At 44.4% G+C, this 26195-nt stretch carries 18 protein-coding genes; 1 reads left to right on the top strand and 17 read right to left on the bottom strand.

The annotated features are described in order from the left end of the window. Positions 1 to 10: 10 nt before the first annotated feature. From gltB to P6N53_RS00785, 7 genes are all read right to left on the bottom strand, one after another. The gene (gene gltB, locus P6N53_RS00815; RefSeq protein WP_304540383.1) at positions 11 to 4621 is read right to left on the bottom strand and encodes a glutamate synthase large subunit; all 4611 of its coding nucleotides are present in this window, start codon (positions 4619 to 4621) and stop codon (positions 11 to 13) included. Between the two features lie 266 nt (positions 4622 to 4887). After that, complete coding sequence (gene glnA, locus P6N53_RS00810; RefSeq protein WP_304540381.1) at positions 4888 to 6222, bottom strand: type I glutamate--ammonia ligase; 1335 nt, start codon at positions 6220 to 6222, stop codon at positions 4888 to 4890. A gap of 285 nt (positions 6223 to 6507) precedes the next feature. After that, positions 6508 to 7842 carry a type I glutamate--ammonia ligase gene (gene glnA, locus P6N53_RS00805; protein ID WP_304540380.1) on the bottom strand — a complete coding sequence of 445 codons (1335 nt, stop codon included), beginning with the start codon at positions 7840 to 7842 and terminating at the stop codon, positions 6508 to 6510. 155 nt (positions 7843 to 7997) lie between these two features. Further along, positions 7998 to 8582, bottom strand: coding sequence for an ANTAR domain-containing response regulator (locus tag P6N53_RS00800; RefSeq protein ID WP_304540379.1), 585 nt, complete (start codon positions 8580 to 8582; stop codon positions 7998 to 8000). A gap of 175 nt (positions 8583 to 8757) precedes the next feature. Further along, complete coding sequence (locus P6N53_RS00795) at positions 8758 to 10335, bottom strand: FMN-binding glutamate synthase family protein (protein WP_304540378.1); 1578 nt, start codon at positions 10333 to 10335, stop codon at positions 8758 to 8760. Positions 10336 to 10391: 56 nt separating this feature from the next. Next, the gene (locus P6N53_RS00790; protein WP_304540377.1) at positions 10392 to 11693 is read right to left on the bottom strand and encodes a glutamine synthetase family protein; all 1302 of its coding nucleotides are present in this window, start codon (positions 11691 to 11693) and stop codon (positions 10392 to 10394) included. 169 nt (positions 11694 to 11862) lie between these two features. Then, positions 11863 to 12444, bottom strand: coding sequence for an ANTAR domain-containing response regulator (locus tag P6N53_RS00785; RefSeq protein ID WP_304540376.1), 582 nt, complete (start codon positions 12442 to 12444; stop codon positions 11863 to 11865). Positions 12445 to 12752: 308 nt separating this feature from the next. On the opposite strand from P6N53_RS00785, the gene asnB reads away from it, so the two are divergent. Then, positions 12753 to 14597 (top strand): asparagine synthase (glutamine-hydrolyzing), encoded by a 1845-nt coding sequence (gene asnB, locus P6N53_RS00780; RefSeq protein ID WP_304540473.1) that lies wholly within the window; start codon positions 12753 to 12755, stop codon positions 14595 to 14597. A 64-nt stretch (positions 14598 to 14661) separates the two neighbouring features. Here the strand turns inward: asnB and P6N53_RS00775 are convergent, their stop codons facing one another. The 10 genes from P6N53_RS00775 to P6N53_RS00730 form a co-directional block, all read right to left on the bottom strand. Further along, positions 14662 to 15930, bottom strand: coding sequence for an ArsB/NhaD family transporter (locus tag P6N53_RS00775; RefSeq protein WP_304540375.1), 1269 nt, complete (start codon positions 15928 to 15930; stop codon positions 14662 to 14664). Between the two features lie 121 nt (positions 15931 to 16051). Further along, a complete protein-coding gene (locus P6N53_RS00770; protein ID WP_304540373.1) occupies positions 16052 to 17260 on the bottom strand; it encodes a cystathionine gamma-synthase family protein in 1209 nt (402 codons plus the stop codon). Between the two features lie 49 nt (positions 17261 to 17309). Further along, entirely contained in the window at positions 17310 to 18515 is a 1206-nt protein-coding gene (gene rocD / locus P6N53_RS00765; protein WP_304540371.1) for an ornithine--oxo-acid transaminase, read from the bottom strand. Between the two features lie 18 nt (positions 18516 to 18533). Continuing rightward, the gene (locus P6N53_RS00760; protein ID WP_304540370.1) at positions 18534 to 19631 is read right to left on the bottom strand and encodes an amidohydrolase family protein; all 1098 of its coding nucleotides are present in this window, start codon (positions 19629 to 19631) and stop codon (positions 18534 to 18536) included. After that, entirely contained in the window at positions 19615 to 20961 is a 1347-nt protein-coding gene (locus P6N53_RS00755; protein WP_304540369.1) for a glutamine synthetase family protein, read from the bottom strand. Before P6N53_RS00755 ends, P6N53_RS00760 begins: the two co-directional genes overlap by 17 nt. Before the next feature lie 15 nt (positions 20962 to 20976). Beyond that, positions 20977 to 22161, bottom strand: a complete 1185-nt coding sequence (locus P6N53_RS00750) for a M20 metallopeptidase family protein (RefSeq protein WP_304540368.1) — start codon at positions 22159 to 22161, stop codon at positions 20977 to 20979. A 78-nt stretch (positions 22162 to 22239) separates the two neighbouring features. Further along, positions 22240 to 22989 carry a creatininase family protein gene (locus P6N53_RS00745; protein ID WP_304540367.1) on the bottom strand — a complete coding sequence of 250 codons (750 nt, stop codon included), beginning with the start codon at positions 22987 to 22989 and terminating at the stop codon, positions 22240 to 22242. 17 nt (positions 22990 to 23006) lie between these two features. Next, positions 23007 to 24197, bottom strand: coding sequence for an ABC transporter substrate-binding protein (locus P6N53_RS00740; RefSeq protein ID WP_304540366.1), 1191 nt, complete (start codon positions 24195 to 24197; stop codon positions 23007 to 23009). An 88-nt stretch (positions 24198 to 24285) separates the two neighbouring features. Continuing rightward, positions 24286 to 25296, bottom strand: a complete 1011-nt coding sequence (locus P6N53_RS00735) for a branched-chain amino acid ABC transporter permease (protein ID WP_304540365.1) — start codon at positions 25294 to 25296, stop codon at positions 24286 to 24288. A gap of 1 nt (position 25297) precedes the next feature. Further along, positions 25298 to 26194, bottom strand: a complete 897-nt coding sequence (locus P6N53_RS00730) for a branched-chain amino acid ABC transporter permease (RefSeq protein ID WP_304540363.1) — start codon at positions 26192 to 26194, stop codon at positions 25298 to 25300. Position 26195 lies beyond the last annotated feature (1 nt).

Genomic DNA, 26195 nt, shown 5'->3' with positions numbered 1-26195 from the left:
TTTTGCAGGGCTAGTTACCACTAACCCGAGACTTATCCATTTTGTTTTCCTCAAAGGCAGCCATAATGGCTTCCTCTCCACTTAAACCAGCCTTGTGAGCCTGCTCGATGGCTTCCATCACACGCTTATAATCCTTAGGTATAACCCGAACAAATTTGCTGATCAGACTATCCCAGTTATCAAGAACCTGCTGAGCCACTTGGCTTTGGGTGTACCTTAAGTGCTGTTCAATCAGGTTTTTAACCTCTTCGATTTCCCCAGCATCCTCCAGTTTTTCGAGGAGAACCATTTCTTTATTGCAAAGATTGGGGAATGTACCATTTTCATCAAGTACATAGGCAATACCGCCGGACATTCCTGCCCCAAAGTTTCTGCCCGTTGAACCAAGAACTACCACTCTACCGCCGGTCATATATTCACAGGCATGGTCGCCTACACCTTCAACAACCGCCTGGACACCACTGTTTCTAACGCAGAATCTCTCTCCCGCTATACCACGGAAATATGCCTCTCCTGAGGTGGCACCGTAAAGGGCTACGTTACCAATAAGGATATTTTCCTCAGGTACGAAGGTGGCTTTACTTGGTGGGTAAACACAAATCTTTCCGCCGGAAAGGCCTTTACCAACATAATCGTTGGCATCACCCTCCAGATTCAGTGTTATTCCCTTGGGAACAAAGGCTCCAAAGCTTTGGCCCGCAGAACCTTCAAAGTATAATTTAATTGTATCTTCAGGTAGACCTTGGCCACCGTAACGCCTGGTTACTTCGCTGCCTAAAATAGTACCTACCACCCGGTTAATATTTCTAATATTTAACCTGGCTTCCACCGGTTCTCCCTTTTCCAGTGCAGGCTTGCAAATATCAAGAAGCTGCTGCATATCAAGGGATTTATCCAACCTATGATCCTGTTTAATACTGCAGTATCTGCCCACAGTGTCTGGTAGATTAGGCTGATAAAGAAGCGGGGTAAGGTCTAAGCCCTTCTTCTTCCAATGTTCAGCGGCATCACAAACATCCAGCACATCTGTCCTGCCCACCATTTCGTTAATAGTGCGGAAGCCTAGTTCTGCCATAACCTCACGCATTTCCTGAGCGATATACCGCATCAGGTTAACTACATACTCGGGCTTACCCTTAAAGTTTTTGCGCAATTCGGGATTCTGGGTTGCCACGCCCACTGGGCAGGTATCTAGGTTGCAAACACGCATCATGACACAACCAATAGCCACCAGAGGTGCAGTCGCAAAGCCGTATTCCTCTGCCCCAAGAAGGGTAGCAATTACCACATCGCGGCCAGTCATTAACTTACCATCGGTCTCAACTACAATACGGTCACGGAGTTGGTTCAGCACCAGGGTTTGATGGGTTTCTGTCAGTCCTAATTCCCAGGGAAGGCCTGCATGCCTCATACTGGTACGGGGAGAAGCACCTGTTCCGCCATCATAACCACTAATTAACACAACGTCAGCCCGACCCTTTGCCACCCCTGCGGCAATAGTTCCTACCCCTACCTCGGAAACCAGCTTAACATTAATTCTCGCTTGGGGGTTAGCATTTTTCAGGTCATGGATCAGTTCCGCGAGATCCTCAATGGAGTAAATATCATGGTGCGGTGGAGGAGAAATTAACCCTACTCCCGCAGTGGTGCCCCTTACCTGAGCAACCCATGGGTAAACCTTCCGGCCAGGAAGTTGACCTCCTTCACCAGGCTTAGCACCCTGAGCCATCTTGATTTGTATTTCATCGGCATTAACCAGGTAGTTGCTGGTAACACCAAATCTCCCTGAGGCCACCTGTTTGATAGCACTGCGCCTTAAGTCACCGTTGGCATCCGGCAAGAAACGGGCCGGATCTTCCCCACCTTCACCGGTATTACTCTTGCCGCCAATACGGTTCATAGCAATGGCCAGACACTCGTGGGCCTCTCTGCTGATGGAACCAAAGGACATGGCCCCTGTCTTAAAGCGGCGACAAATAGCTTCTACCGGTTCCACCTCATCAATGGGGATAGGCTTTCTGTTGTTTTTAAATTTAAACATTCCCCTGAGGGTACAAGTCTTTCTGGCTTCATCATCCAGCAGCTTGGAATATTCTTTAAACAAACCATAGTCACTATTCTGACAAGCCCTCTGTAAATAGTAGATGCTTTTGGGGTTAAATAGGTGTTCTTCACCATCATGACGCCACTGAAGGGATGAGCCTGAATCTAGGGTTTCATCACGGCCTTCCTGTTCAGTAAAGGCTCTCTTGTGGCGAAGCTCAACTTCCTTAACAATGGCATCAATGTCAATGCCGCCAATGCGTGATGGTGTCCATGTAAAGTACTTGTCTATGACGGACTGGTGAATACCGATGGCCTCAAATATTTGGGCTCCGGAATAACTTTGGATGGTGGAAATGCCCATCTTGGACATTACCTTAACTACACCTTTGGTTGATGCCTTGATATAGTTTTTGCTTGCATCTTTAACAGTAATCTCAGTAATATAGCCCCTGTTAATCATATCTTCCAATGTTTCGATGGCCAGATATGGGTTAATGGCACTGGCACCGTAACCCAGCAGCAGGGCAAAATGGTGTACCTCCCTAGGCTCCCCGGATTCCAGAATCAGGCTTACTTTAGTACGGGTTCCTTCGCGAATCAGGTGGTGATGTAGTCCGGAAACTGCCAGCAGCGCCGGTATAGCTGCATCCTCCTGGTTGATTCCCCTATCGGAAAGAATCAACAAATTATTACCCTCGACAATGGCAGTGTCTGCAGCCAAAAATAGTTCATTCATGGCCTTTTCTAGCCCGGTGGTGCCATCTTCCACCTTATATAAAATTGGCAGGGTAGTTGATTTATAGCCTTCTTTGTCAATGCAACGCAGTTTAGCAAGCTCTTCACTGTTTAAAATTGGACTCTTAATCCTTAATCTCTGGCAGCTACTTGGTTCAGGTTTAATCAAATTCTTTTCTGAGCCAATGGTAGTACCGCTGGCGGTAATAATCTCTTCCCTAATGGCATCAATTGGCGGGTTAGTTACCTGGGCAAAAAGTTGCTTAAAATAGTTATATAGGAGTTGTGGTTTTTCTGATAAAACTGCCAGGGAAGTATCATTACCCATGGCACCTACCGGATCAACCCCGTTTTTACCCATAGGCTCAAGAGTCTTTAGCAATTCCTCATGGGTATACCCGAAGGCTTGCTGACGCTGGATTATGTTATCGCTATCCCCTTTAACCTTTGGAGCATCTGGTAGTTCTTCAAGATTACCCATGTATTCTTGGATCCATTGACGGTAAGGATGCGCCGATGCCATTCCCTGCTTTAATTCATCATCGGTAACAATTCGTCCGGCTTCGGTGTCCACCAGAAGCATTCTTCCTGGATGCAGCCTCTCTTTATAGGCTACATTTTCAGGCTCAATCTCCAGCACACCTACTTCCGAGGCAAGGACAATCATGTCATCCTTGGTTACATAGTAGCGGGATGGTCTTAGACCGTTTCTATCAAGGGAAGCCCCAATAATCTTGCCATCTGTAAAGGCGATGGCTGCAGGACCATCCCAGGGTTCCATCAAGCAGCTGTGATATTCGTAAAAGGCCTTTTTCTCATCACTCATACTTTCATGATTGGCCCAAGGCTCAGGAATCATCATCATGGCCGCATGGGGTAGTGAGCGTCCTGATAAAAATAGAAACTCCATGCAGTTATCAAACATTGCAGAGTCGCTGCCCTCTTGATCTATAACAGGCAGCACCTTCTTGATATCGTCACCGAAAAGCTCTGATTGGCACATGGCCTGCCTGGCGTGCATCCAGTTAACATTACCCCTGAGGGTATTAATCTCGCCATTGTGAATCAGGTAGCGGTAGGGGTGAGCCCTTTCCCAACTTGGGAAGGTATTGGTGCTGAAACGTGAATGTACGAGGGCTAAAGCAATTTCTATATCAGAGTCCTTTAAATCCAAGTAAAACTGGTCAAGCTGTTCGGGGGTAAGCATGCCCTTGTAAACAATGGTCCTTGAGGACATACTGGCAAAGTACAGGGTTTCTCCATCCATTAGGACAGATCTGCGGATTTCCTTTTTTGCCCTTTTTCTGATTATATATAGCTTACGCTCAAATTCCTTCTCAGTTAGTTCGGGATTTGAGCCAATAAATAGCTGAGTAATATATGGCTGTGCTGATTTGGCTGAATCACCAATCATTGAGTTATCAACGGGAACCTCTCTCCAGCCCAGGAGGTTTTGTCCTTCCTCTGCGATAACCTGCTCCAGAATTCCTTTGCAAGCTTCATACTTGGCAGTATCATTAGGAAGGAATAGCATGCCTACGCCATATTTCCCAGGGCCAGGCAGGTTAAAGCCCAGCTTAGCACACTCCTTTTCAAAGAAGTTGTGGGGGATTTGCATAAGAATTCCTGCACCGTCACCGGTGTTTGTCTCGGCACCCTGCCCGCCACGGTGGTCAAGATTAACCAGAATGGTCAGAGCCTTGTGCAAAATTTCGTTGGATTTTACCCCTTTAATATTGGCAACAAACCCAATGCCGCAGGCATCACGTTCTAAGCTGGGATCGTACATGCCTTGTTTTGAGGGCAATCCCTTAGGATTTCCTTGAGATATACCAGTCATTGGTGTCATGACCTCCTATTTGCAGAATTATACATTTACTACAGGCGGGCAATTGCCTTAACCTGTGAACCTCTAATTAATAGTCAACTAGAAAACAAACTTCCTTATTAAAACAATTCCAATATTAACTGCCAATTCCTTAAACAATATAATTTTCCAGAATTTTCTGACACCCAAAAGGGACAAAAGGGCCCGGACGAAGGCACTACCCTTAATGTACGCTTGTCCGGGCAAAAACCTTTGACTAGATATAATTTATGCTATTTTTAATACTTTGTCAGATATTCTTCCAATTCCCAGGGACTAACCTGCATACGGTAACGATCCCACTCAATGGACTTGGCTTCCAAATACCGATCAAATATATGTGGGCCTAATGCTTCTTTGATTACTGTGTTGACCTGAAGTTCCTTTAATGCTTCCTGCAAGTTTTCCGGCAGGCTGGTAATCCCAGCTTCCCGCCTCTCTGCTATAGACATCTCGTAAATGTTTCTATCGGTCGGTGGTGGTGGAACCAGCTTTTTCTTTATACCGTCTAGGCCTGCCTTCAGACATACCGCCAGGGCCAGATAAGGATTACAGGATGGATCCGGACTCCTCAGCTCAACCCTTGTGGACATTCCCCTTTTAGCGGGAATACGAATCAATGGACTGCGGTTACGGGATGACCAAGCTACATAAACAGGTGCTTCATAGCCTGATACAAGACGCTTATAAGAGTTTACTGTGGGGTTAATAACGGCGGTGATAGCACCGATATGTTTCATTAACCCAGCAACATAATTCATACTTTCTTCACTCATACCAATGGGAGCACTGGGATCATAGAAAGCATTTTTCCCTTCATTAGTAATGAGGGATTGGTTGAGGTGCATACCTGAGCCAGCCATACCAAAGACCGGCTTTGGCATAAATGTGGCATGAAGTCCATGACGCTGTGCAATGGTTCTTACTGCCAGTTTAAAGGTAACAATGTTATCAGCAGCAGCCAATGCATCCGAGTATTTAAAGTCAATTTCATGCTGACCAGGAGCTACCTCATGGTGGGAGGCCTCTATCTCAAAACCCATTTGTTCAAGGGTAAGCACCATATCCCTTCTGGCATCTTCACCCAGATCAATGGGAGTCATGTCAAAGTAACCTGCTTTATCATGGGTATTGGTGGTTGGACGCCCGTTGGCATCCACATGAAACAGGAAAAACTCAGCCTCTGGGCCGACATTCATGGTATAGCCCATCTCGGCAGCCTCAGCAACTGCCCTTCTCAAGGCATAACGTGGGTCACCTATAAAGGGGGTCCCATCTGGATTATAAATATCACATATTAGACGGGCTACAGCACCTTCTCTAGGTTTCCAGGGAAATACAACAAAGGTATTTGGGTCGGGACGCAGGTACATGTCTGATTCTTCAATACGTACAAATCCTTCAATGGAGGAGCCGTCAAACATCATCTCCCCCTCAAGGGCTTTATCCAGTTGCTCTACTGTAATGGCCACATTCTTCAGGACCCCAAAGATGTCAGTAAACTGGAGACGGATAAATTTTACGTTTAATTCCTTACACATTTGCCTAACATCATTGTTAGTCAGCTTGGTCACAATAACACACCTTTCTGCTTTAACTTACATGATATTATATCACAAATTAAAAAAACGCCTACATACAGGCAGCAAAAAAGTGCATACCTCGTGCAGGCGTCATTGCCTAATTAACTGGCACCCCATTGTGCCATTTCATCTTCTTATTTAGTATATCAAAAATTCTACAAAAATCCATAGTTGTTCTCTATGAATTATGTATACTTTTATAAAAAGCAACAAAAGGCAGACCATACCCCTTCCGGATATAGCCTGCCTTTTATTTATTTAGCTATTTTTCTACTTCTAGTAAACAGTCAGGTACTTTTTAAGCTCCCAATCATGGACAGTGGTTCTGAACTCATCCCACTCTTCCATTTTACCTTCCACGAAACGACCCAGGATATGATCTCCTAGTACGGAAGAGATAACAGGGTTGTTTTGCAATTCCACAACTGCCTCTTGGATGCTGGCGGGTAAAGCCACAATACCTTCAGCAGCCCTTGCGGCAGCGTCCATATGATAAATGTTTTTCTCAGTCTGTACAGGTGGTTCAATCTGGTTCTTGATACCATCAAGACCAGCCTTTAAAGCAGCGGCAATGGCCAGGTATGGGTTGCAAGCTGGATCTGGGTTGCGCAGTTCAACACGGGTAGACATGCCACGCTTAGCAGGAATACGGATTAAGGAACTGCGGTTCCGCAGGGACCAAGCCACATAGCATGGAGCCTCATAGCCGGGAACCAGACGCTTATAAGAGTTTACACTGGAGTTGGTTAGAGCAGCAAAGGAACGAGCGTGCTTGATCAAACCTCCAATGTAGTATTTTGCAGTTTGGCTCAGTTGATCTGGAGTACTGGGGTCATAGAAAGCATTTTCCCCATCCAGGGTAAAGAGGGACTGGTTCATGTGCATGCCAGAACCGTTAATACCGAAGATTGGCTTTGGCATAAAGGTTGCGTGCAGACCATGGCGCTGGGCGATGGTACGAACAACAAACTTGAAGGTCATGATTTTATCGGCAACATCTAAAGCGTCGGAATATTTAAAGTCGATTTCATGCTGTCCAGGAGCTACCTCGTGGTGGGAGGCCTCAATTTCAAAGCCCATTTCCTCCAGGGTTAGTACCATGAAACGACGGGCGTTTTCACCCATATCAATGGGGGTCATGTCAAAGTAACCAGCTTCATCATGTGTATCAGTGGTAGGTTTACCGTCTTTATCTAAATGGAAAAGGAAAAATTCGCACTCAGGACCTACATTCATGGTGTAGCCCATTTCTTTTGCTTCTGCCAATACCTTTTTAAGGGCATAACGCGGGCTGCCTTCGAAGGGAGTGCCATCTGGATTGTAAACATCACAAATCAAACGTGCCACCGCTCCCTCACGGGGTCTCCATGGGAATACCACAAAGGTGCTGGGGTCTGGACGAAGGTACATGTCAGACTCTTCAATTCTGGTAAAACCGTGGATGGAAGAACCGTCAAACATCATTTCTCCATCGAGGGCCTTTTCTAATTGTTCAACAGTAATGGCCACGTTTTTCAGAGCACCAAAAATATCAGTAAACTGTAGGCGAACAAACTTAACTCCCATTTCCCTAGCCTTGTCTAATACATCCTTTTTAATTGCAGCGTCCATAAATTTAGCCACCTTCCCTTGGTTAATTTGTTGACAACTTTTGTTGTTTAAATAAATAAACGCCTTTTATAAAAAGGAAATTGAGTAATCCCCTAATAAAAGGCGCCATTGCCTCCGGTACATCCTTGTGCCGCTATTCAATTACCCTAATTTAGTTAAACCTGATTAATGTTATAGGCTAATATTACGGCTTCAGCCACAGCTCGCATGGAAATCCTCTTGTTCATGCTTTGCTTTTGAATTCTTTTAAAGGCTTCCTCTTCGGTAATTCTCATGCTCTTCATCAAGATACCTTTGGCCTTTTCCACCAGCTTTCTGGTTTCCAAAGTATCCCTTAATTCGCTAACCTGCTTTTCTAATTTGATAATTTCTTGGTAATTACCTAGGGCAAGTTCTACCGCCGGAAGCAAGTGACTCTCGTCAATGGGTTTGAGCATAATGGCAAACACCCTAGCATCCTTGGCCTTCTCAACTAGCTCTTGCTGCATATAATCTGTGGTTAATATAACAGGGCCAAGCTTATCTTCATATAAGATCTGGGCAAGCTCCAAACCACTCAATCCTGGCAAATTATCTTGGCAAATCAATAGGTCAGGAAGACGAGTGCGGATTTGTTTGAGTGCACCGGTGCCGTCGGAGGCATCTCCGACTACCAGATAGCCCAACTTGCCCAACATGGTCTTTAGATTCTTTCGCCATGTTTCATCTTCATCGACGATGATTATTCGTTGATTAGCCACGAAATCCCCCCGAAAACAACAAAAAGCCCAGCCAGGACTATAAAGACCTGTCTGGGCAACGTTGCCATGATAGGATACAACTTTGTATCCATTGATATTCAACTTCTATAGCAGTATTATAGTCTAGTCCTTATGCTTTAGTCAATAGGTTAAAGCAAGTATACAATATTCCAATTTAACCAAGGATTTTCTCTACCTCGTCGGCATCTGCTTCCATAACATATTTAATACCACTAAGCTGGGCTGCCTCAGGGGTAAGGGCTACTAGATCATCCCGGGTGATGTAATCCAGGCCAAATTTCCTCGCCCCACACATAAATTGACGCAGACCTTGGGATAGACGCTCAAAATATGTGTATACGCCAATTGCACCTACAGGCAGATCATTGAAACGGTCGCCCAGCTTATCTTTAAGGACTGCTGTATTAATGAAGATTTGCTCCAGATTTTCACCATACTTTTTGTACTCAGTGGGAACTTTACCATCTTTAATTAACTGTCCTACATTCTTGCCGACCATTGCTGCAGTCAGAGCGGAACGGGCCATGGCAATGGACTTAACATAGGGAGCGCTCATGGCAAAGCCTTTGAACATATGGTCTTCCAGGGTAAAGCCGCCAGCCATAGCCACAGGCGGAACATACTCGCCCTTAGCAGCCAGTCTGTCACAGTATTTGGTTAGCAGCGCCTGCAGGTAAACAGTAGGCACACCCCACTCGTTCATCATACGCCAGGGGCTCATACCAGTTCCACCGCCAGCACCGTCAACGGTTAGAAGGTCAATTTTAGCCAGGGAGGCAAATTTCACTGCCCGGGCTAAGTCAGCAGGACGATAAGCACCGGTCTTCAGGAATATATACTTGGCACCTGCTGCACGTAATTCATCAACCCTCTTAACAAAGCCTTCTTCAGAAACCATACCGATACGGGAGTGACGCTCAAACTCTTTGAAAGCACCGGCCTTATAGGCTTCCTGTACCTTTGGCTCTTCAGGGTTAGGCAGAACGATGTAGCCACGTCCTTTAAGCTCCAGGGCACGTTCTAGGCTGCTAAGTTTTACCTCGCCGCCAATGTCCTTGGCACCCTGTCCCCATTTAATTTCAACGGCATCTACGCCAAGCTTTTCCAGGGCATATTCTTGAACACCCAGCTTGGTATCTTCAACGTTTGCCTGCACTGCAATAAAGCCTGCACCCTGGGACCACTCTTGGAAATCTTTGATCCTTCTAGCTAGATTAGGTGAATGCACAACACGACCATTTTTAATCTCTACGTTGGGGTCCATGGCACAAACGTTTTCACCAATGGCAATACCTGCACCGGAGATAGCACAGCCTGCAGCCAGGTGATCCCAGTTGTCAGCCGCGACATTGGTGGAACCCATGGCAGCAACAATGATGGGGGTGGTAAGCTTCAGGTCTTTATTTACTCCCAGGTAGGAGTCTAAATTTACCGCGGGGAAAATAGCCTTATCAGGGTTTGGCTCAATGCCGTGTGCACCAACAGCAGTACCCATAATATTAAAGTGGGAATAATCAACAGGATAATCCTTTTGAGAAGCGGAAGTGGTCTTGCCGAAGGGCTGTGGATAAAGTACCTCTTTACCTCTCACGGCAGATTTACCAATTTCACAGAAACCTGGACAGCCATCCAGGCAGGTGGTGCACATTCCGCTAAATGGACAGTAGCTGTCGGGAGTGCGTAGTTTGGTCAGGGTAGCATTACTGGCATTTGTTCCTTTACTAAATGTCATTGTTTGATGAACCTCCTATTTATTCTTTTAGAGAAGGATAACCTTCTAGTTAATCCTTAATAATTGGTCAAATATTTTTCAAACTCCCAGGGATGAACATAATATTGGAAATCATCCCATTCCTGCTTTTTAATCTCCATATACCTGTTGTAGGTATGGCTTCCCAGTACAGTTTGAATAAACTCATCCCCGGCCAAGGCATCCAATGCCTCACCAAGGTTTCTGGGCACCCTGCCGCCGGATATATCTTCATCCATTGACACAGGCAGAGGAAGGTTTTCCTTTATACCCTTTAGCCCGGCTTGCATAATCAGGGATAGGGCAAAATAGGGATTGCAGGTAGCATCCGGGCTGCGCAAAACAATCCTGGTATCAATACCACGCAGGGCAGGAACCCTAAGCATCGAGCTTCTGTTCCCCTCGGACCAACCCTTTAATACCCTCTCAACCTCTGAGTTACCCAATCGTTTATAGGAATTGACCAATGGGTTAGTTACTGCGGTAAGCGCACAGGCGTGTTTGGTAAGCCCCGCTATAAAAGATCCCGCCAGTTTACTTAGTCCATAGGGCTGGCCTGGTTCAACAAGCATGTTATCTCCCAACTGGTTCCAAATGGAAAATACCAAGGCCATACCTGATCCATTTTGACCCGGAAAGGGTTTAGGCATAAAGGAAGCATGCAAGCCATGGCGTTGAGCAATAGTCCTTACTACAAATTTAAAGGTTGCTATTTTATCGGCCATACTCAAAGGGTTATCTTCCCTTAGTACAATCTCATGCTGTCCGGGGGCACTTTCGTGATTACTTGATACTATCTGAAAACCCATTTCCTCTAAGGTAAGAACCATATCACGCCGGGCATTTTCCCCAAGATCTACAGGTGTTAGGTCACAGATACCGGCATTATCATGGGTTTGTTGAACCGGGCGCCCCTGTTGGTCAGTGTTAAATAGAAAGAATTCTATTTCTGCTCCTACCGAGAGATCCAGCTCGGCTCTAGTTAGTTCGTTTAAAGAATTTTTCAAGTTGCTTCTGGCACAGCCAGGGTAAGCTTTTCCCATCGAGTCTACAACATCGCAAATCAAGCGAGCTACCGCACCTTCCCTGGGACGCCAAGGAAACACTTCCAGCGTAGTTGGGTCAGGCTTTAAGAAAATATCCCTTTGCCCTGGACCATACTGTCCTTCAAGGACGGCGCTATCAAAACACACCCTTCCTTCCAAGGCTCTTTCCAGTTCCTCAACAGTGACGGCGATATTTTTAAAGGAGCCTCCAATATCCGTAAACTGCAGCCGAACAAATTTTACATGATATTCTTTGACATGTTCTAAAACTTCTTGAGATGTTAAGGGCCGCATTAGTCAATCTCCCCCTAAAAATAAAGACGTCCCAACTAGACCCTTATCATCTAAAGATCCAGTTGGGACGCCTTTGCCCCAAAAGTTATTAACTTGCTAAATATTAATATACCCTGTGGCTAAGCTACTAGTCAATTATTTAAGCATAATAATATTGTATACATCCGGCTTAAACATGTGGCTTTAAGGAGACTATCACCTGTTGAGCGACCCTAGCCATGGTGCTGGCCCGATCCATACTTGTTTTCTGGATAAAACGGTAGGCTGCTTGCTCGCTAAAGCCTTTTTTTTCCATTAATAGATGTTTTGCCTGCTCCACCAGGTTTTTCTCCTCGAGTCTCATCTTTAGCTTTCTATTCTCTTCTTCCATCTTGGTAATTCTCTTAAAGGTAGCAAGGGCCATCTCAATAGTGGGAATTAAGCTAGCCTCATCAATAGGTTTTATTAGATATCCCAGCACAGAAGATACCTTAGCCTCCTCAATCAGTTCTCTATGGGTTTGGGAGGTAACCAGAACAACAGGAGCAAGGCGATTTTCCTCAATAAGCCTGGCAACTTCCAGCCCTTTGCAACCCGGCATATCACTCTCCATGATAACCAAATTAGGCTGGTTTTGAAATGCTGCCTGGAGTGTACCTCTGCCATCCTCTGTTTCAGCCACAACTAAGTAGCCGTGCTGTCTCAGCAAGTCCCTCAGTTTTTTTCTATATTCCAGATCCGGGTCAGCCAGGAGTACTCGCCTTTCAAACATTGAAAACACCTCAAGAATATTACTACTCAAATATATTAATTTTACGACCAGTGTCAACAAATGTCCATTACTTTTAATTATATAAGGCTTTATACATAAGCTTGCCTCAGGTATAAATTGCCTGGGCCCTTTTATGACATTTTAGGGTTAACAAGCGTAATATATTACTAAAGGAAAACAGGTCACCTAAAGTGACACCGGGGCAACGACGCCACTTGGTTAAATGTGTTTTACCAGCATTTATCCTGTGGTTTTTATTTTTGCCCAATAGTTTAAGGCCTATGGTCGTATAAAGGAGGATGAAAGAAATGTGTGGCATAACTGGTTGGATTGATCAGGATATTCAATTACCAAGGGACCGGCACATTCTTGAAGAAATGACTGCCACTTTAACTAATCGTGGCCCTGATGCCGTCGGCCATTGGGTCTCTTCCAGGGCTGCCTTAGGCCACAGGCGCCTAAGTGTAGTTGATCCTGAAGGTGGTGCCCAGCCTATGATTCGCACCGCCGGGGATCGTACCTTTGTTATTGTCTACAACGGTGAGTTATATAATACACCGGAACTAAGACGGGAATTAGAATACAAGGGCTATACCTTTCAAGGACATTCCGATACTGAGGTATTATTAACTGCCTATATGGAGTGGGGAAGCAGCTGTGTTGAGCGTTTTAATGGAATATTCGCCTTTGGGATTTGGAGCGAGGCGGAGCAAAGCTTATTTATGGCCAGGGACCGGATGGGGGTAAAACCGCTCTTTTATGCCAGACGGGGCGATGCCTTTATCTTTGGCAGCGAATTAAAGGCCCTGCTGGCTCACCCCTTGATTAAACCGGAAATAGGTATGGACGGCCTTGCAGAAATATTTGGTCTTGGGCCGGCCCGTACTCCCGGACACGGAGTCTTTAAAAATATATCTGAACTCAGACCCGGATATTGCCTTTTATATAAAGATAATAACCTCACTATAAAAAAATATTGGAGCCTGATCAGTAAGCCCCATGAAGATGACCTGCACACTACGGTAAATAAGGTGAGAAATCTTTTAGGGGACTCAATTTCCCGCCAACTGGTGGCCGATGTTCCTGTCTGCACATTACTATCCGGTGGACTTGATTCCAGCGCATTATCTTCCTTTGCTGCCAGGGCCTATAAGCAGCAAGGGTTAGGTCAGTTACACACTTTTTCGGTGGACTATGTGGATAATGAACTGTATTTCAAAGCCAGTACCTATCAACCAAACTCTGATGCACCCTGGGTAAAACGTATGTCGGATTATCTTAATTCCCAGCATCATTATATCACCGTTGATACCCAGAGATTGGTGGATGCTTTAAAGACCTCCACCCTGGCCAAAGACCTTCCAGGTATGGCTGATGTTGATTCATCCCTTTATCTATTTTGCCAGGAAATCAAAAAGGAGGCCACTGTGGCCTTATCCGGCGAGTGCGCGGATGAAGTCTTTGGGGGTTATCCCTGGTTCCATAGGCCCGAGGATTTAAACGCCAATACCTTCCCTTGGTCTCAATCCACGGATGATCGTGCTAGTTTGCTAGCACCCCATCTGTCAGCAGAAGTGCAGCTAGAAGATTATGTAGCTAACCGATACCAGGAAACCCTTGACGAGGTGCCTCGCCTAGCTGGTGAGGACCCTGCCGAAGCGAGAAGGAGAGAAATGTTTTACCTTAATATGATCTGGTTCATGCAAACCCTCCTTGATCGCAAGGATCGCATGAGTATGGCCACCGGACTTGAAGTAAGAGTACCCTTCTGTGACCATCGCATTGTTGAGTATGTCTGGAATGTACCCTGGTCTATGAAAAACTTTAACGGTAGGGAGAAGGGTCTGCTGCGTCTTGCTTTAGCTGATGTTTTACCTGAAGATGTTCTAGAAAGACGTAAAAGCCCCTATCCTAAAACCCACAACCCCTCTTACCTGGCTGCAGTAAAAGCCCTTGTAAGGGATATTGTCAATGAACCATCCTCCCCTCTTTTGCAGTTAATTAACAGGGGTTTAGTTAATAAAATGCTAGAATCAGAAGGTGATATCTTTAGCCGCCCCTGGTTCGGCCAATTAATGACAGGCCCTCAGCTCTTTGCTTACCTTTATCAGCTTAATACTTGGCTTGAGCAATATAGGGTAACCATACGTTAGGATGTTTAATAAATGAAGGGTATGCTGTTCTAAACGAACGGCATACCCCTTTAAAAGCATGTGCCTAATGAAATGTGTTCCAAAGTATTATGTAGCCGGTAGATATTAAAATGGATAATAACATTAAAGGGAAAGCAACCTTCATAAAGCCTATAAAGCTAATATCTACACCCCTTTTTTCTGCCATTCCGATAACCACAATATTCGCAGAGGCCCCTATAGCCGTACCATTACCACCAAGACAGGAACCCAGGGATAATGACCACCAGAGTAAAGTCAAATCAGTCATGCCACCCAGGCGACCCATATCCTGGATCAAGGGAATCATGGCAGCAACAAATGGAATGTTGTCAACAAAGGCTGATGCAATGGCTGAAAACCAGAGTATTATTAAACCTGCTGCCAGCATATTGCCATCAGTTATATCCAGGCTCAATTTAGCCAGACTTTCAAAAGCATTTAATTTATCTAAAGCTCCCACCATTATAAACAAGCTGACAAAAAATATAATAACCTGCCATTCAACACATCTTAAAGAATCCAGAAGATTATTTTTTGAAATTATTTGTAAAATAACCGCCCCCAGCACTGCAATAAATGCTGGCTCCAATTTTATTTGTTGATGTAGAATAAAACCTAACATCGTTAGGCTCAAGACCAACATACATTTTACTAATAGGGCACTATCCTTAAGTTCATCGGCGGCATTTAATCCCATTATCCTTTCCCTTAGTATAGGAAATGTCAGCATATATTCTTTAAAGATTACCTTAAAAATAAGCAGAGTTATAATATAAATAACTACAACAACCGGTGCAAGATTAATGACAAAATCCATAAATCCCATACCAGTAAACCCGCTGATCATTATATTAGGCGGATCACCAACTAAAGTGGCAGTACCCCCAATATTGGAAGTGATGATAATTGCAATGAGAAATGGGATAGGATTAATCCTAAGTTGTCTAGTAATAGCAAAGGTGACCGGAATAATCAGCATAACTGTAGTCACATTGTCTAAAAATGCCGAAAAGACTGCTGTTATTAAGCATATTGAAGTGAGTATTTTAATGGGCCTGGCCTTAGCCCTTTGAGCTGCCTTAATGGCTAAAAATTCAAAAACTCCTGTTTTTCTAGTAATGCCGACAATTGTCATCATGCCAACCAATATGCCCACCGTGTCGAAGTCAATGGCATAAAAGGCTTCTTCTGGCCCTAAAACACCCAGTGCCAGCATGGCCACTGCCCCAATTAAGGCTGCTAAGGTCCGGTGAATTATGCCAAATACTATAAAAAGATAGGTACTGATAAAAATAAAAATAGCTATAGACATGATTTATTTTTCCTTCCTAAGAATAAAACTAGAAAAGCTAATAATAAATCATATCTATGCTGGAAAAAGTTACATATGATAAAAAGAAAAGGGGTATCAGTGAGTGATACCCCTTCTCCCGTTAAGCCTTATAATTTTGATAAAGATGTTCAAAGGCCTGGTCTAAATCTGCAATGAGATCCTCCACATCCTCTATGCCTACGGAAATTCTAACTAACCCCTCAGGGATTCCCATTGCCTTTCGTTCTTCCACTGTACACTCAACGTGGCTGGTGGTTCTTGCAGGTCCATAGGTTGTTTCTACAGCACCCAGGTTGGCAGCCCGGTGGGCATATTTTAGTTGGGGAAGCAGGATAGAGACAGCTTCCATCCCCCCCTTTAAGGCAAAGCTGAGCATCCCGCCAAAGCCACGCATTTGTTTTTTAGCAATATCGTGATTCACATGGGTTTCCAGGCCAGGATAGTATACGGCTTCAACACCAGCTTTGTTCTGGAGGTGCTTGGCAATTTCCATTGCACTTTGCTGTTGACGCTCTACCCGAAGTTTTAAGGTTTTCATCCCCCTAAGCAGGAGATAGGCCGCCCAGGGATCAAGGGTTGCTCCATTAATTTCCCTATAGTGATAAATTTTTTCTACTAACTCTTTATTGCCGCACACTACACCACCTAATGCATCAGCGTGGCCGCCTAAAAACTTTGTTGCACTGTGAATTACCAGATCCGCACCTAGCATTAAGGGATTTTGGTTTATCGGGGTAGCAAAGGTGTTATCCACAACCACTAAGGCTCCAACCCCCTTACCCGCCTTTGCCATACGCTCAATATCGGTTATTTTAACAGTGGGATTAGTGGGTGTTTCTAAATATAAAATCTTACAGCCCTTCTTAATTTCTTCCTCGATAGCCTCATGGTCGCCTGTGGTACAAAGAGCCACCTGAATATTCATGGCCGGTAGAAACTCTGTAAAGATTTTGTTTGTTCCGCCATAGGTATCCTTAATGGAGACAATTCTATCTCCAGGTCTTAGAAATGTATACAAAGTATTGCTGATTGCCGCCATGCCAGTTGAAAAACTGGTTGCCGCCTCCGCTCCCTCCAGCGCACGAACCTTGTCCTCAAAGGCTTGTACCGTTGGGTTTGTATTTCTACCATAGATGTGGCCCGACTTTTTTCCGATGGCCACATCGTACCACTCATCCATATCCTCGTAAGAATAAGCCACACTTACCACCACGGGAACTTGTGTGGCCCTATGTACCCTTTGCTCCTCCTCACCTGCCCAAACTGCATTTGTACCAATACCAATTGCTGAAATATTATTGTTTGACATCTGTTTTCTCCTTCTTTACTGAATCTACTTTCAAAATAATATTTGGTTCCTACTTACAGTCTAGTACCAGCTTTATCTTTTCTAACGCCCAATCTATATCCTCCCTGGTGATGATTAGGGGTGGCGCAAACCTTATGGTTTGCTGGTGAGTTTCTTTACATAGAACTCCCAACTGCATCAATCTTTCACAATAGGGACGGGCTGTTCCGTATTCCTCTTTTATCTCTACTCCGATCATTAAACCCTTACCCCGGATTTCCTTTACCAGGGGACTATTTATATTGATCAATTTGTCCATAAAGTAGCTTCCCAGTTCCATCGCCCTCTGGGGCAAGTTTTCCTCTATTAGCACCTCAATGGAAGCAATACCAACCGCGGCAGCCAGGGGGTTGCCACCAAATGTTGAGCCATGATCCCCCGGGGTAAAAACATCCATAATTTCATTGTCCGCCAGGACAACCGAAACAGGGTAAACACCTCCCCCAAGGGCCTTTCCTAAAATAAGAATATCAGGGGTGATCTTTTCATGTTGAAAAGCAAACATTTCCCCCGTTCGGCCCAGGCCGGTTTGAACCTCATCAAGTATTAGCAATAGGTTGTGTTTCCTGGTAATCTCCCTAATTTCTTGGAGATAGCCCTCTGGTGGTACCACTACCCCACCCTCCCCCTGTATTGGTTCCACCAGAAAACCTATGGTGTTCGGTGTAATAGCTTCTTCAAGGGCTTTGGCATCTCCGAAGGGAATGGCTTTAAAACCTGGAGTATAGGGTCCAAAACCAAGCCTATACTGGTCTTCCGTTGAAAAGCTGATAATGGTTACTGTCCTACCGGCAAAATTGTTATTACACACAATTATTTCGCCTAGATTTTCCTGAATCCCTTTTTTAAGGTAACCCCACTTCCTTGCTGCCTTAATGGCAGTTTCAACGGCCTCGGAACCTGTATTCATTGGCAAGGCCTTTTCAAAGCCCGATAATTGACAGATGGACTCAAGGAACTGTCCCATTTTATCATTATAAAATGCCCGTGAAGTTAGGGTTAGTTGTTGAGCCTGTTCAATTAGGCGGGCTATAATCCTAGGGTGCAAGTGCCCCTGGTTTAGGGCTGAGTAGGCCGAAAGCATATCTAGGTATTTTTTACCTTCTACATCGTAAACCCAGGCCCCATTTCCACTATTTATGACAATTGGCAATGGGTAATAGTTATGTGCACTCCGTTTTTCAGTTTGCTGAATTATATTTTGGGTATCACTCATTTTTTTCTCCTAAGTATTCTACAAAGAATAAACCCTTTTAGCATTTTTAAAGAATATATTCTCTGCGGTTTGATAGCCATATTCTAAATCAAACAATTTGTCATTTACCAATTCCGTAAACAACAAGGCCAATTCATATTTTGCCACCTTGGCAGCCAGCCAATGTATTTCAGGTGCAACAAATCCATCGGAGCCAAACATAATCTTGGTCAGGGGAGCCATATCCAACATATCCCTTAACCCTTTCCGCAGACCTAATGGCACAAAGGGAACCATCTCAGATATATCTAAATACACATTGGGATACATGGCCGCCAGATAGCCTGCTTCAAAACTATAGGGATAACCTCCATGGACTAAAATGACATTAACCCTATTATACCTTTGATCTTCAAATAATTCCTTAAGCAATAGCGGATTATTATGCAGCAGGTTTAGATTAGACTCTCCAAAGGAAGCATGGATCTGGATGGGGAGTTTGTTCTCAGCACACTTTTCTATTGCCCTGAGCAAAAAATATTCCCTAAACTGTTTTTCATCCTCCAGCCAGTTTTCCTTTATCTCAGCCCTTGTTCTATCTTTGATGGCCAGTCCGGTCCTGTAACCTATAATACTCTTCATGGCCACAATGTTTAGTCCATTAATGGCTTCATCAAGTGCCTGGTAAAATTTTTCTTCCCCGGAGTTAAAATCATATTTGTTCTTCCAAATATCATCCAGCACACTCTCAATGCGGTAGATATACTTTACTTGCCCTGGAACCAGGTCCTCAAATTGGTCTAAACTAACATGTGCAGGCTTATAACCAAGATCAATCAGCAGGGTATTAATAGCCCCATCCTTAAATAATCTCTCCACATAACCTGAATAATCAGAGAGCATGGCTTCTTTTCTTTTATCTAAAACCCTTTGTTGGCATCCAGATACACCCAGGAAGTCCTTTAGCTCTGCAATCATTTTACGATAAATTAAGCTGTTTTCCAATTGTTCCTGGGGCATGTCCTGCAAGGAGAGGCTTAGTATTTTAGCCAAGTCCCGTTCCTGATAGGTTAGGTTAAACAAATGGCAGTGGTTATCAATTACAGGTATTTGAGAAAAATCAAAAAGACTCTGCATATTTTTCCAGCTCCCAGGGTGTTATTTGCTTATTATATTCCATCCAGGTAAACCTTTTCAGCTTTATATATTCATCGTACATAACATCCCCAAGCACCTCCCGGAAGAACTGATCCTCTTGCAATGCAATTACAGCCTCTCCTAGATTAGTAGGAAAACGGAAAATGCCTAAATCTTGCCGTTCTTGGTCACTGAGGTTGGCCGGGTCAAAATCAATGGCCTTACCAGGATCTATCTCCTTCTCAATACCATCCATACCGGCGGCAAGTATAGCTGTTAAGGCTAAATAGGGATTGCAGGTTCCATCTACCGGCTTAAATTCTATATTGAAGGATTTTTCCTCTTTTCCCCTTGATCCAGGTATTACTCGCAAAGCCGCTTCCCTGTTGGCAAAACCGTAGCAGCCATAGGCCGAAGCCCAGTTGTGGGGCACAAGTCTCTTATAGGAGGTTACGGTGGGGGCTGTAAATGCACATAGGGCAGGCAAATGTTTTATAATACCCCCAATAAAATACCGGGCTGTTAAACTTAATTGATTTTCATCCTTTGGATCATAGAAAACATTTTTCCCTTCACTCCAGAAGCTGAAATGTATATGTGCCCCACTGCCGGCCTTATCTGAGAAAATCTTAGGCATGAAGGAACCAACCAGGCCATAATTCTGTGAAACGCCCCTGACAGTCTCCCTAAAAATCACTTGATTGTCGCAGGCCCTTAGGGCATCACTGTATTTTACAGCAATTTCATGTTGACCCGGTCCGTATTCTGCCAGGTATTTTTCTACAGTTAGTTGTTGTGCTTGCAGGGCTTTAATGATGTCGGAAATAACCTGGTGTCCTTGATTCATGCCTGAAGTTGTAAAACACAGGCTATTATCAAAGGGAACAAGCCGTCCTTGCTCATCCCGCTTAAGTAAGTAAAATTCATTTTCAAAGGCTACATTTACTTGATAATCTATTTTACTAAGTAGCTTTTTCAACATTGTCCTAGGGCAGAGGCCCGTATCCTGATGGGTATCTTTACTTAAAAAATCACAGATGACACTGGCGGTATTAGGTACATAGGGCAAGATTCGAAAAGTATTCAAGTCAGGTACCGCACTTACTTCACCGGCGCAGCCAAAGTTTGTCTCCGGTCCAATGGTATCCAGAACACCAAAAAAAGGCATGGCCAAGGCATAGGAATGTCCGGTTTTAAATACTCCTTCTATTTGGTCACCCACCGCAGCTTGTCCCCGGATTACCCCATCGTTATCTATATAAAGAAGCCTTGTAAAAGCAATATCTTTATTTTCCATTTCCCGTAAGGTGGTTTCAATTGATTTCATCATTTACAACTCCTCTGGTTATACATCAGGATGTTTTAAATACTGTAAAATAAGATGACTCAGTATATATGTAGCATCTATTAATATTTGCTCATTAAAATCAAAATTTGGCGTATGGAGATTATGAACATAGTTATTCGCCTCATAGGAACCGATTCTAAGATACGTTGTAGGTACAACCTTGGAAAAATTAACAAGATCCTCTGAACCCATGGATGAATTACCGATAAGCTTTACTCTATCCCTACCTATTAAATTGCCAAGAATTTCTTCAGTAAATTTTGTTAGTTCTTGATCACAAATTAATGGTGAGTCCTTGGCAATGATCTGTAATGAGTATTGAATGTCAAAACTATGCTTAATGCCTTCCACTAGCTCCTTTAGCCTTTGCAGTGCAATTTCCCTGGAATGCTCCTCTGTACTGCGAATGGTTCCCTTTAAAGTAACCGTGTCCGGGATAATATTGAACCTGTTTCCCCCATTTATCTCCGTAATACTTACAACCAGCGGGTTTGCCGGGTCATTGCTTCGAGAGACTATGGTTTGGACCGCCAGTATTAAATGTCCCGCTGCAACTATCGGATCAGAGCACCTGCTGGGATAACCTGCATGGCCCCCCACCCCTTGCAGTACAATAATAAATTCATCATTACCCGCCGTCATTGTGCCATAGCGTAGCCCAATAATCCCCTCGGGCAAACTGGGGAAGATGTGACAACCAAACAATGCATCTACCCGGGGGCTTTCCAAAACGCCCTCTTCCACCATGGCCTTGGCTCCACCGGGGGATTCCTCCCCAGGTTGGAAAATTAGCTTTACCGTTCCATTGAAATCTTTAATTTGAGCAAGGGCCGCTGCTACACCCAAGCCTATGGCCGTATGACCATCATGCCCACATGCATGCATTACACCTTCTATTTCCGAGGCAAAGGGTAATTCTGTTTGTTCCTCTATGGGCAAGGCATCCATATCTACCCTGAGGGCTACCACCGGCCCAGGACCAGTGCCATGTAATGTACCCAATACACCTGTTTTAGCAATACCGGTCTTCACGTCATACCCAAATTTTTGCAACTGTTCAGATACCATAGCTGCAGTATTATAACACTCTAAACCCAGTTCAGGCTGCCGATGAATTTTACGACGCCAGCCAATGATTTGGTTGCTGAGCTTAGCGACACTTTTTTCTAGTTCCATTGCCATTATTTACTTCCCTTCCCCAAGAGGTTCCTATGCTGTGCAACCATAGAAGGAGATTATCCCCTTCTATGGTTGCTCATGCTAAAAGTTTTTACTAAGTTTCCAATCAGCCTGATCCATTTCTTTAATAAAGCTTACTAAAACATCTATCACAGCCTGCTCCATTAATTTACCCTTATCTGCAGTGGCAACACTGGGGTCCCCTGTGGCACCTGTGTTGGTTAGCTCATTGAAGCACCATTTAACTTCAACGTGCTCCGGCAAGGTGGGAACTACCCCCCTGGCATATTCCATTTCAATCAAATCAGGGAATAAGGCCAGTCCCATTGAGGTCTCCCCCTCCCCGGCGTGACCCAGGCCATTCCACACCTTGAAGGTATCAGGGGGCACCAGCTTTCCTGCAGCTACCCACCAGTCATTTAAGCTGGCAATTACAACCTCCGGGTGCATGACCTTCACAGTTCTGGCCGCAATTTCAATGGGAGCTATATTACCGTCATGACCATTAAGGATTATTATTTTGCTGATTCCATTGCGAATAACTTCTAGTAGAATTTCTTTAATTACAGTGGTTATGGTTTCTGCACTTAGGCTCACAACAAAGGGAAAGTTGTTATAGTGTGAGCTAAAGCCATAATTTACCGGGGGAAGCACCAGCAGTCCCTCAACCCGTTCGGCAACCTTCTCAGCCAGTATATTTGATATTAATGCATCTGTTCCAAAGGGCATATGGCTGCCGTGATTTTCAAAGGAACCAATGCCTATGATTACCTTGTCAATCTTTTCCTTACTGTATTGATTCCCAGTCAACTTGGTACCGACATAACCCATGGTTACCCTCCTACTACTTAGTTAGGAAGAACTTCCTTAACGAATTCAAACTCACCATTATTTACCTTCATGATGGTAACACTCTTTAAGGGAACCCTTTGACCGTCCTGATAGGAGATGGTCCCGGTTACACCTTTAAATCCTTCGGTTTTTTGCAGGGCATCTCTGATTGCAGTAGAATCATCACTGCCTGCCCGCTTCACAGCATCGGCAATTAGATACATGGTGTCGTAGGCCAAGGCGGCAAAGGCATTCTCCGGTTCTTTGTTGAATTTCTTTTTATAAGCCTCAACAAAGGTGGTAACCCCTGCATCAGTATTACCCAGGGATACGTGGGTGGTAAAGTAAGTATCATTGGTCTGTGGAACTCCGCCTAATGATACCAAATCCGGGGTATCATAGCCGTCACCGCCAACAACAGGGGTGTCAACGCCCAAGTCACGTAGTTGTTTTACAACAAGACCGCACTTATCTGGCTGAGCAGAGACAAATAGTACTTTGGGCTTCTCCGGCAGATTCTTTAATTTTGTGATTTGAGCTGAAAAGTCCATGTCTGAAGCACCGTTGTATTTATCTTCTAATAGGATTTTTCCACCCTTTGCGGTGTAACGTTCCTTAAAGAATTTTGCAAGTCCTAAAGTGTAATCTGTGCTTGTGTCAGTTAATACCCATACTGTATCTGCCTGTAAATCATTCAGGGCAAAATCTGCAGCGGCAAAGGCCTGGATGTTATCTCCAAAGGGAGATAGGAACATATAATCCCCTACTTGATCAGGTATTTCAGGGGCAGTGGCACCTGAGGTAATGAAGGGAATCCCTGCCTTTTGAGCAATGGGTCCGGAGGCCAGTACAAAGGTACTGTCGCTAAGTCCAGCCAACACCTTAACCTTCTTTACATCTACCAACTCCTGAACCGCACTGGTTGTGGTAGCCGGCTCGCTCTTGCCATCCACCGAAATGACTTCAATCTGCATGCCATTTATGCCACCTGCAGCATTGATTTCTTCAGCAGCTAACTGGAAGGCATTAAGTGAAGGCTGATCCAGCGAGGCCTGTCCACCTGTTAAATTGTATATGGCACCTATCTTGATAGTATTAGAGTCGCCATCCCCTGCTTTTTTCTCTCCACCGTTATCCTGGCTGGAGCAACCGGCCATCATCAGGCCTAAAATCATAAGAATTGATAACAAAAACTTAAACTTTTTCATATTTTCCTCCCTAAATTAATTATTTTTTATTTTTAATAATTGAAATTAACCGGTTTATTTCCCTCCCTTCGATTTCACATTCAAGATGTTATTTGCCAAGAAGTCCCTTTGGCTTAAAGATAATAATTACAATTAAAGCAATGGACATTAACACTTGGCTAACACCAAACATTTGAGGTAAATGAAGGCCAAAAAGATCGATTCCCCGCTCTAACTTATTGAGAAAGAGTTCCGGCAAAAGGGTCACAATTACCGCACCGACAACAGAACCGGGTATTGATCCTATGCCGCCGATGACAAGCATTACCACTAAGCCAAACATCATGCTGTAGGAAAAGTCATTGGGGCTGACCATGGTTAGCAAGTGTCCGTAAAGTGCTCCACCAACGGCTGCAAAAAAGGCGCCTATGGCAAAAGACATCAGTTTTATTTTTACCAGGTTGACCCCTACGGCCTCGGCGGCTAAGTCATCCTCCCGAATGGCCAGCATAGATCTGCCGTAGGAAGAATTTATGATGCGCCAAATAACGTAAAGGGTGATAACAGCAATGGCGTAAGTCCACCAGATATTTGTGTAATCCTTCAGTCCTGTTAAACCGCTATTACCCCTGGTTATATCCCTAAGGTTCATGACAAATACAGTAACAATAACCATAAAACCTAAGGTTGCCACCGAAAGATAATGACCCCTAAGCTTTAACACCGGGTAACCGATGATGTATGCACAAATTACTGCAATAAGTCCCCCTATAATTAGGGCCGGCAAAAATGGTACATAAATGTGGGCCAAAAACCCCGGCAGATCCGGTAAATAGACAGCCTTACGCTCTATGGGCATGGTAAGAAGGGCCACTGTATAGCCCCCGATGGCCATAAAGGCTGAATGGCCCAGGGAAAAAATACCGGTAAAACCTATTGTTAGGTTTAGACTTACCACCAGGATTATATTAATGCCAACCAGATTAACTATCCTTAAGTAATAGCCATTGAGCAGAAAGTTGGCCGCCATAAGGGCAGCAAATAATAGGCAAAGTCCGATTATTACTTTAAAAGGCAGTTGCTTATTAAAAGCAGGTTCCTTAATTAATCCCCCGTCCATCCTAAACCCTCCTATCTTCTTCAACTCCTAGGATACCTGTAGGTTTAATCAGCAGTACCACTATTAGAGCTATAAATACAAAGGCATCTCTAAACTCTGAATACTGGGAGGGCAAAAGCCCCACAAATAAAACCTCCCCAATGCCTAGAAGATAACCCCCAAGGGCTGCTCCAGGTATGTTGCCAATTCCTCCAATTACTGCAGCCACAAAGGCCTTAAGTCCCGGCACAAAGCCCATCAGCGGGGAAACACTGCCGTACTGGCCGCTTAGCATTAGCCCTGCCACAGCAGCCAAAGCCGAACCAATTATAAAGGCAGTCCTGACCACCAAGTTAACATCAATTCCCATCAGGGTGGCAGCATCAATATTTTCAGAAGAGGCCCGCATTGCAATGCCCATCTTAGTTCGCTTGGTGTAAAGGGTTAATGCCAGCATCAAAATTACCGAAAGGACAATGATTAGGACCTTCATATTTGTAAAGGAAACATTACCCAGGTTATGAATGGTTTGCAGGTAGTTGGGTATTTCAAATTTTTTAGCCTGGGGGGAAAAAATCATCATGGCTAAGTTTTGCAATAATATTGATACCGCCAAGGAAGTTATTAACGTGGTTTCTTCAGAGGCCCTACGCAAGGGACGATAGGCTGCCCGCTCAATGGTAAGCCCGATTAATGCAGCCAAAACCATTGATACCACAATGGCCACCGAAAAGGGCAAATATAACTGGCTGAACACAAAACCGGCGGAATAGGCTCCAAGCATTAACACATCGCCGTGGGCAAAGTTGATCAATCGTAAAATACCATAAACAATGGTATAGCCTATTGCCGTTAAGGCATAAATACTTCCTAAGCTTAAAGCGTTAGTTAGCTGTTGAAGTAAATAATCTATCGACATG

Source organism: Desulforamulus aquiferis, assembly GCF_030577015.1.
GTDB classification, from domain to species: domain Bacteria; phylum Bacillota; class Desulfotomaculia; order Desulfotomaculales; family Desulfotomaculaceae; genus Desulfotomaculum; species Desulfotomaculum aquiferis.
The sequence above is the reverse complement of the archived record's forward strand: the minus strand, read 5'-3'. Positions and strand labels throughout refer to the sequence as shown.

Excerpts from the sequence above, each read along its gene's own strand:
- P6N53_RS00750 (WP_304540368.1), bottom strand. The coding sequence starts at position 22,161 with ATGGCAATGGAACTAGAAAAAAGTGTCGCTAAGCTCAGCAACCAAATC.
- P6N53_RS00790 (WP_304540377.1), bottom strand. The coding sequence starts at position 11,693 with ATGCGGCCCTTAACATCTCAAGAAGTTTTAGAACATGTCAAAGAATAT.
- P6N53_RS00740 (WP_304540366.1), bottom strand. The coding sequence starts at position 24,197 with ATGAAAAAGTTTAAGTTTTTGTTATCAATTCTTATGATTTTAGGCCTG.
- P6N53_RS00795 (WP_304540378.1), bottom strand. The coding sequence starts at position 10,335 with ATGACATTTAGTAAAGGAACAAATGCCAGTAATGCTACCCTGACCAAA.
- rocD (WP_304540371.1), bottom strand. The coding sequence starts at position 18,515 with ATGAGTGATACCCAAAATATAATTCAGCAAACTGAAAAACGGAGTGCA.
- P6N53_RS00775 (WP_304540375.1), bottom strand. The coding sequence starts at position 15,930 with ATGTCTATAGCTATTTTTATTTTTATCAGTACCTATCTTTTTATAGTA.
- P6N53_RS00770 (WP_304540373.1), bottom strand. The coding sequence starts at position 17,260 with ATGTCAAACAATAATATTTCAGCAATTGGTATTGGTACAAATGCAGTT.
- P6N53_RS00760 (WP_304540370.1), bottom strand. The coding sequence starts at position 19,631 with ATGCAGAGTCTTTTTGATTTTTCTCAAATACCTGTAATTGATAACCAC.
- P6N53_RS00745 (WP_304540367.1), bottom strand. The coding sequence starts at position 22,989 with ATGGGTTATGTCGGTACCAAGTTGACTGGGAATCAATACAGTAAGGAA.
- P6N53_RS00730 (WP_304540363.1), bottom strand. The coding sequence starts at position 26,194 with ATGTCGATAGATTATTTACTTCAACAGCTAACTAACGCTTTAAGCTTA.
- asnB (WP_304540473.1), top strand. The coding sequence starts at position 12,753 with ATGTGTGGCATAACTGGTTGGATTGATCAGGATATTCAATTACCAAGG.
- gltB (WP_304540383.1), bottom strand. The coding sequence starts at position 4,621 with ATGACTGGTATATCTCAAGGAAATCCTAAGGGATTGCCCTCAAAACAA.
- glnA (WP_304540380.1), bottom strand. The coding sequence starts at position 7,842 with ATGGACGCTGCAATTAAAAAGGATGTATTAGACAAGGCTAGGGAAATG.
- P6N53_RS00755 (WP_304540369.1), bottom strand. The coding sequence starts at position 20,961 with ATGATGAAATCAATTGAAACCACCTTACGGGAAATGGAAAATAAAGAT.
- P6N53_RS00735 (WP_304540365.1), bottom strand. The coding sequence starts at position 25,296 with ATGGACGGGGGATTAATTAAGGAACCTGCTTTTAATAAGCAACTGCCT.
- P6N53_RS00785 (WP_304540376.1), bottom strand. The coding sequence starts at position 12,444 with ATGTTTGAAAGGCGAGTACTCCTGGCTGACCCGGATCTGGAATATAGA.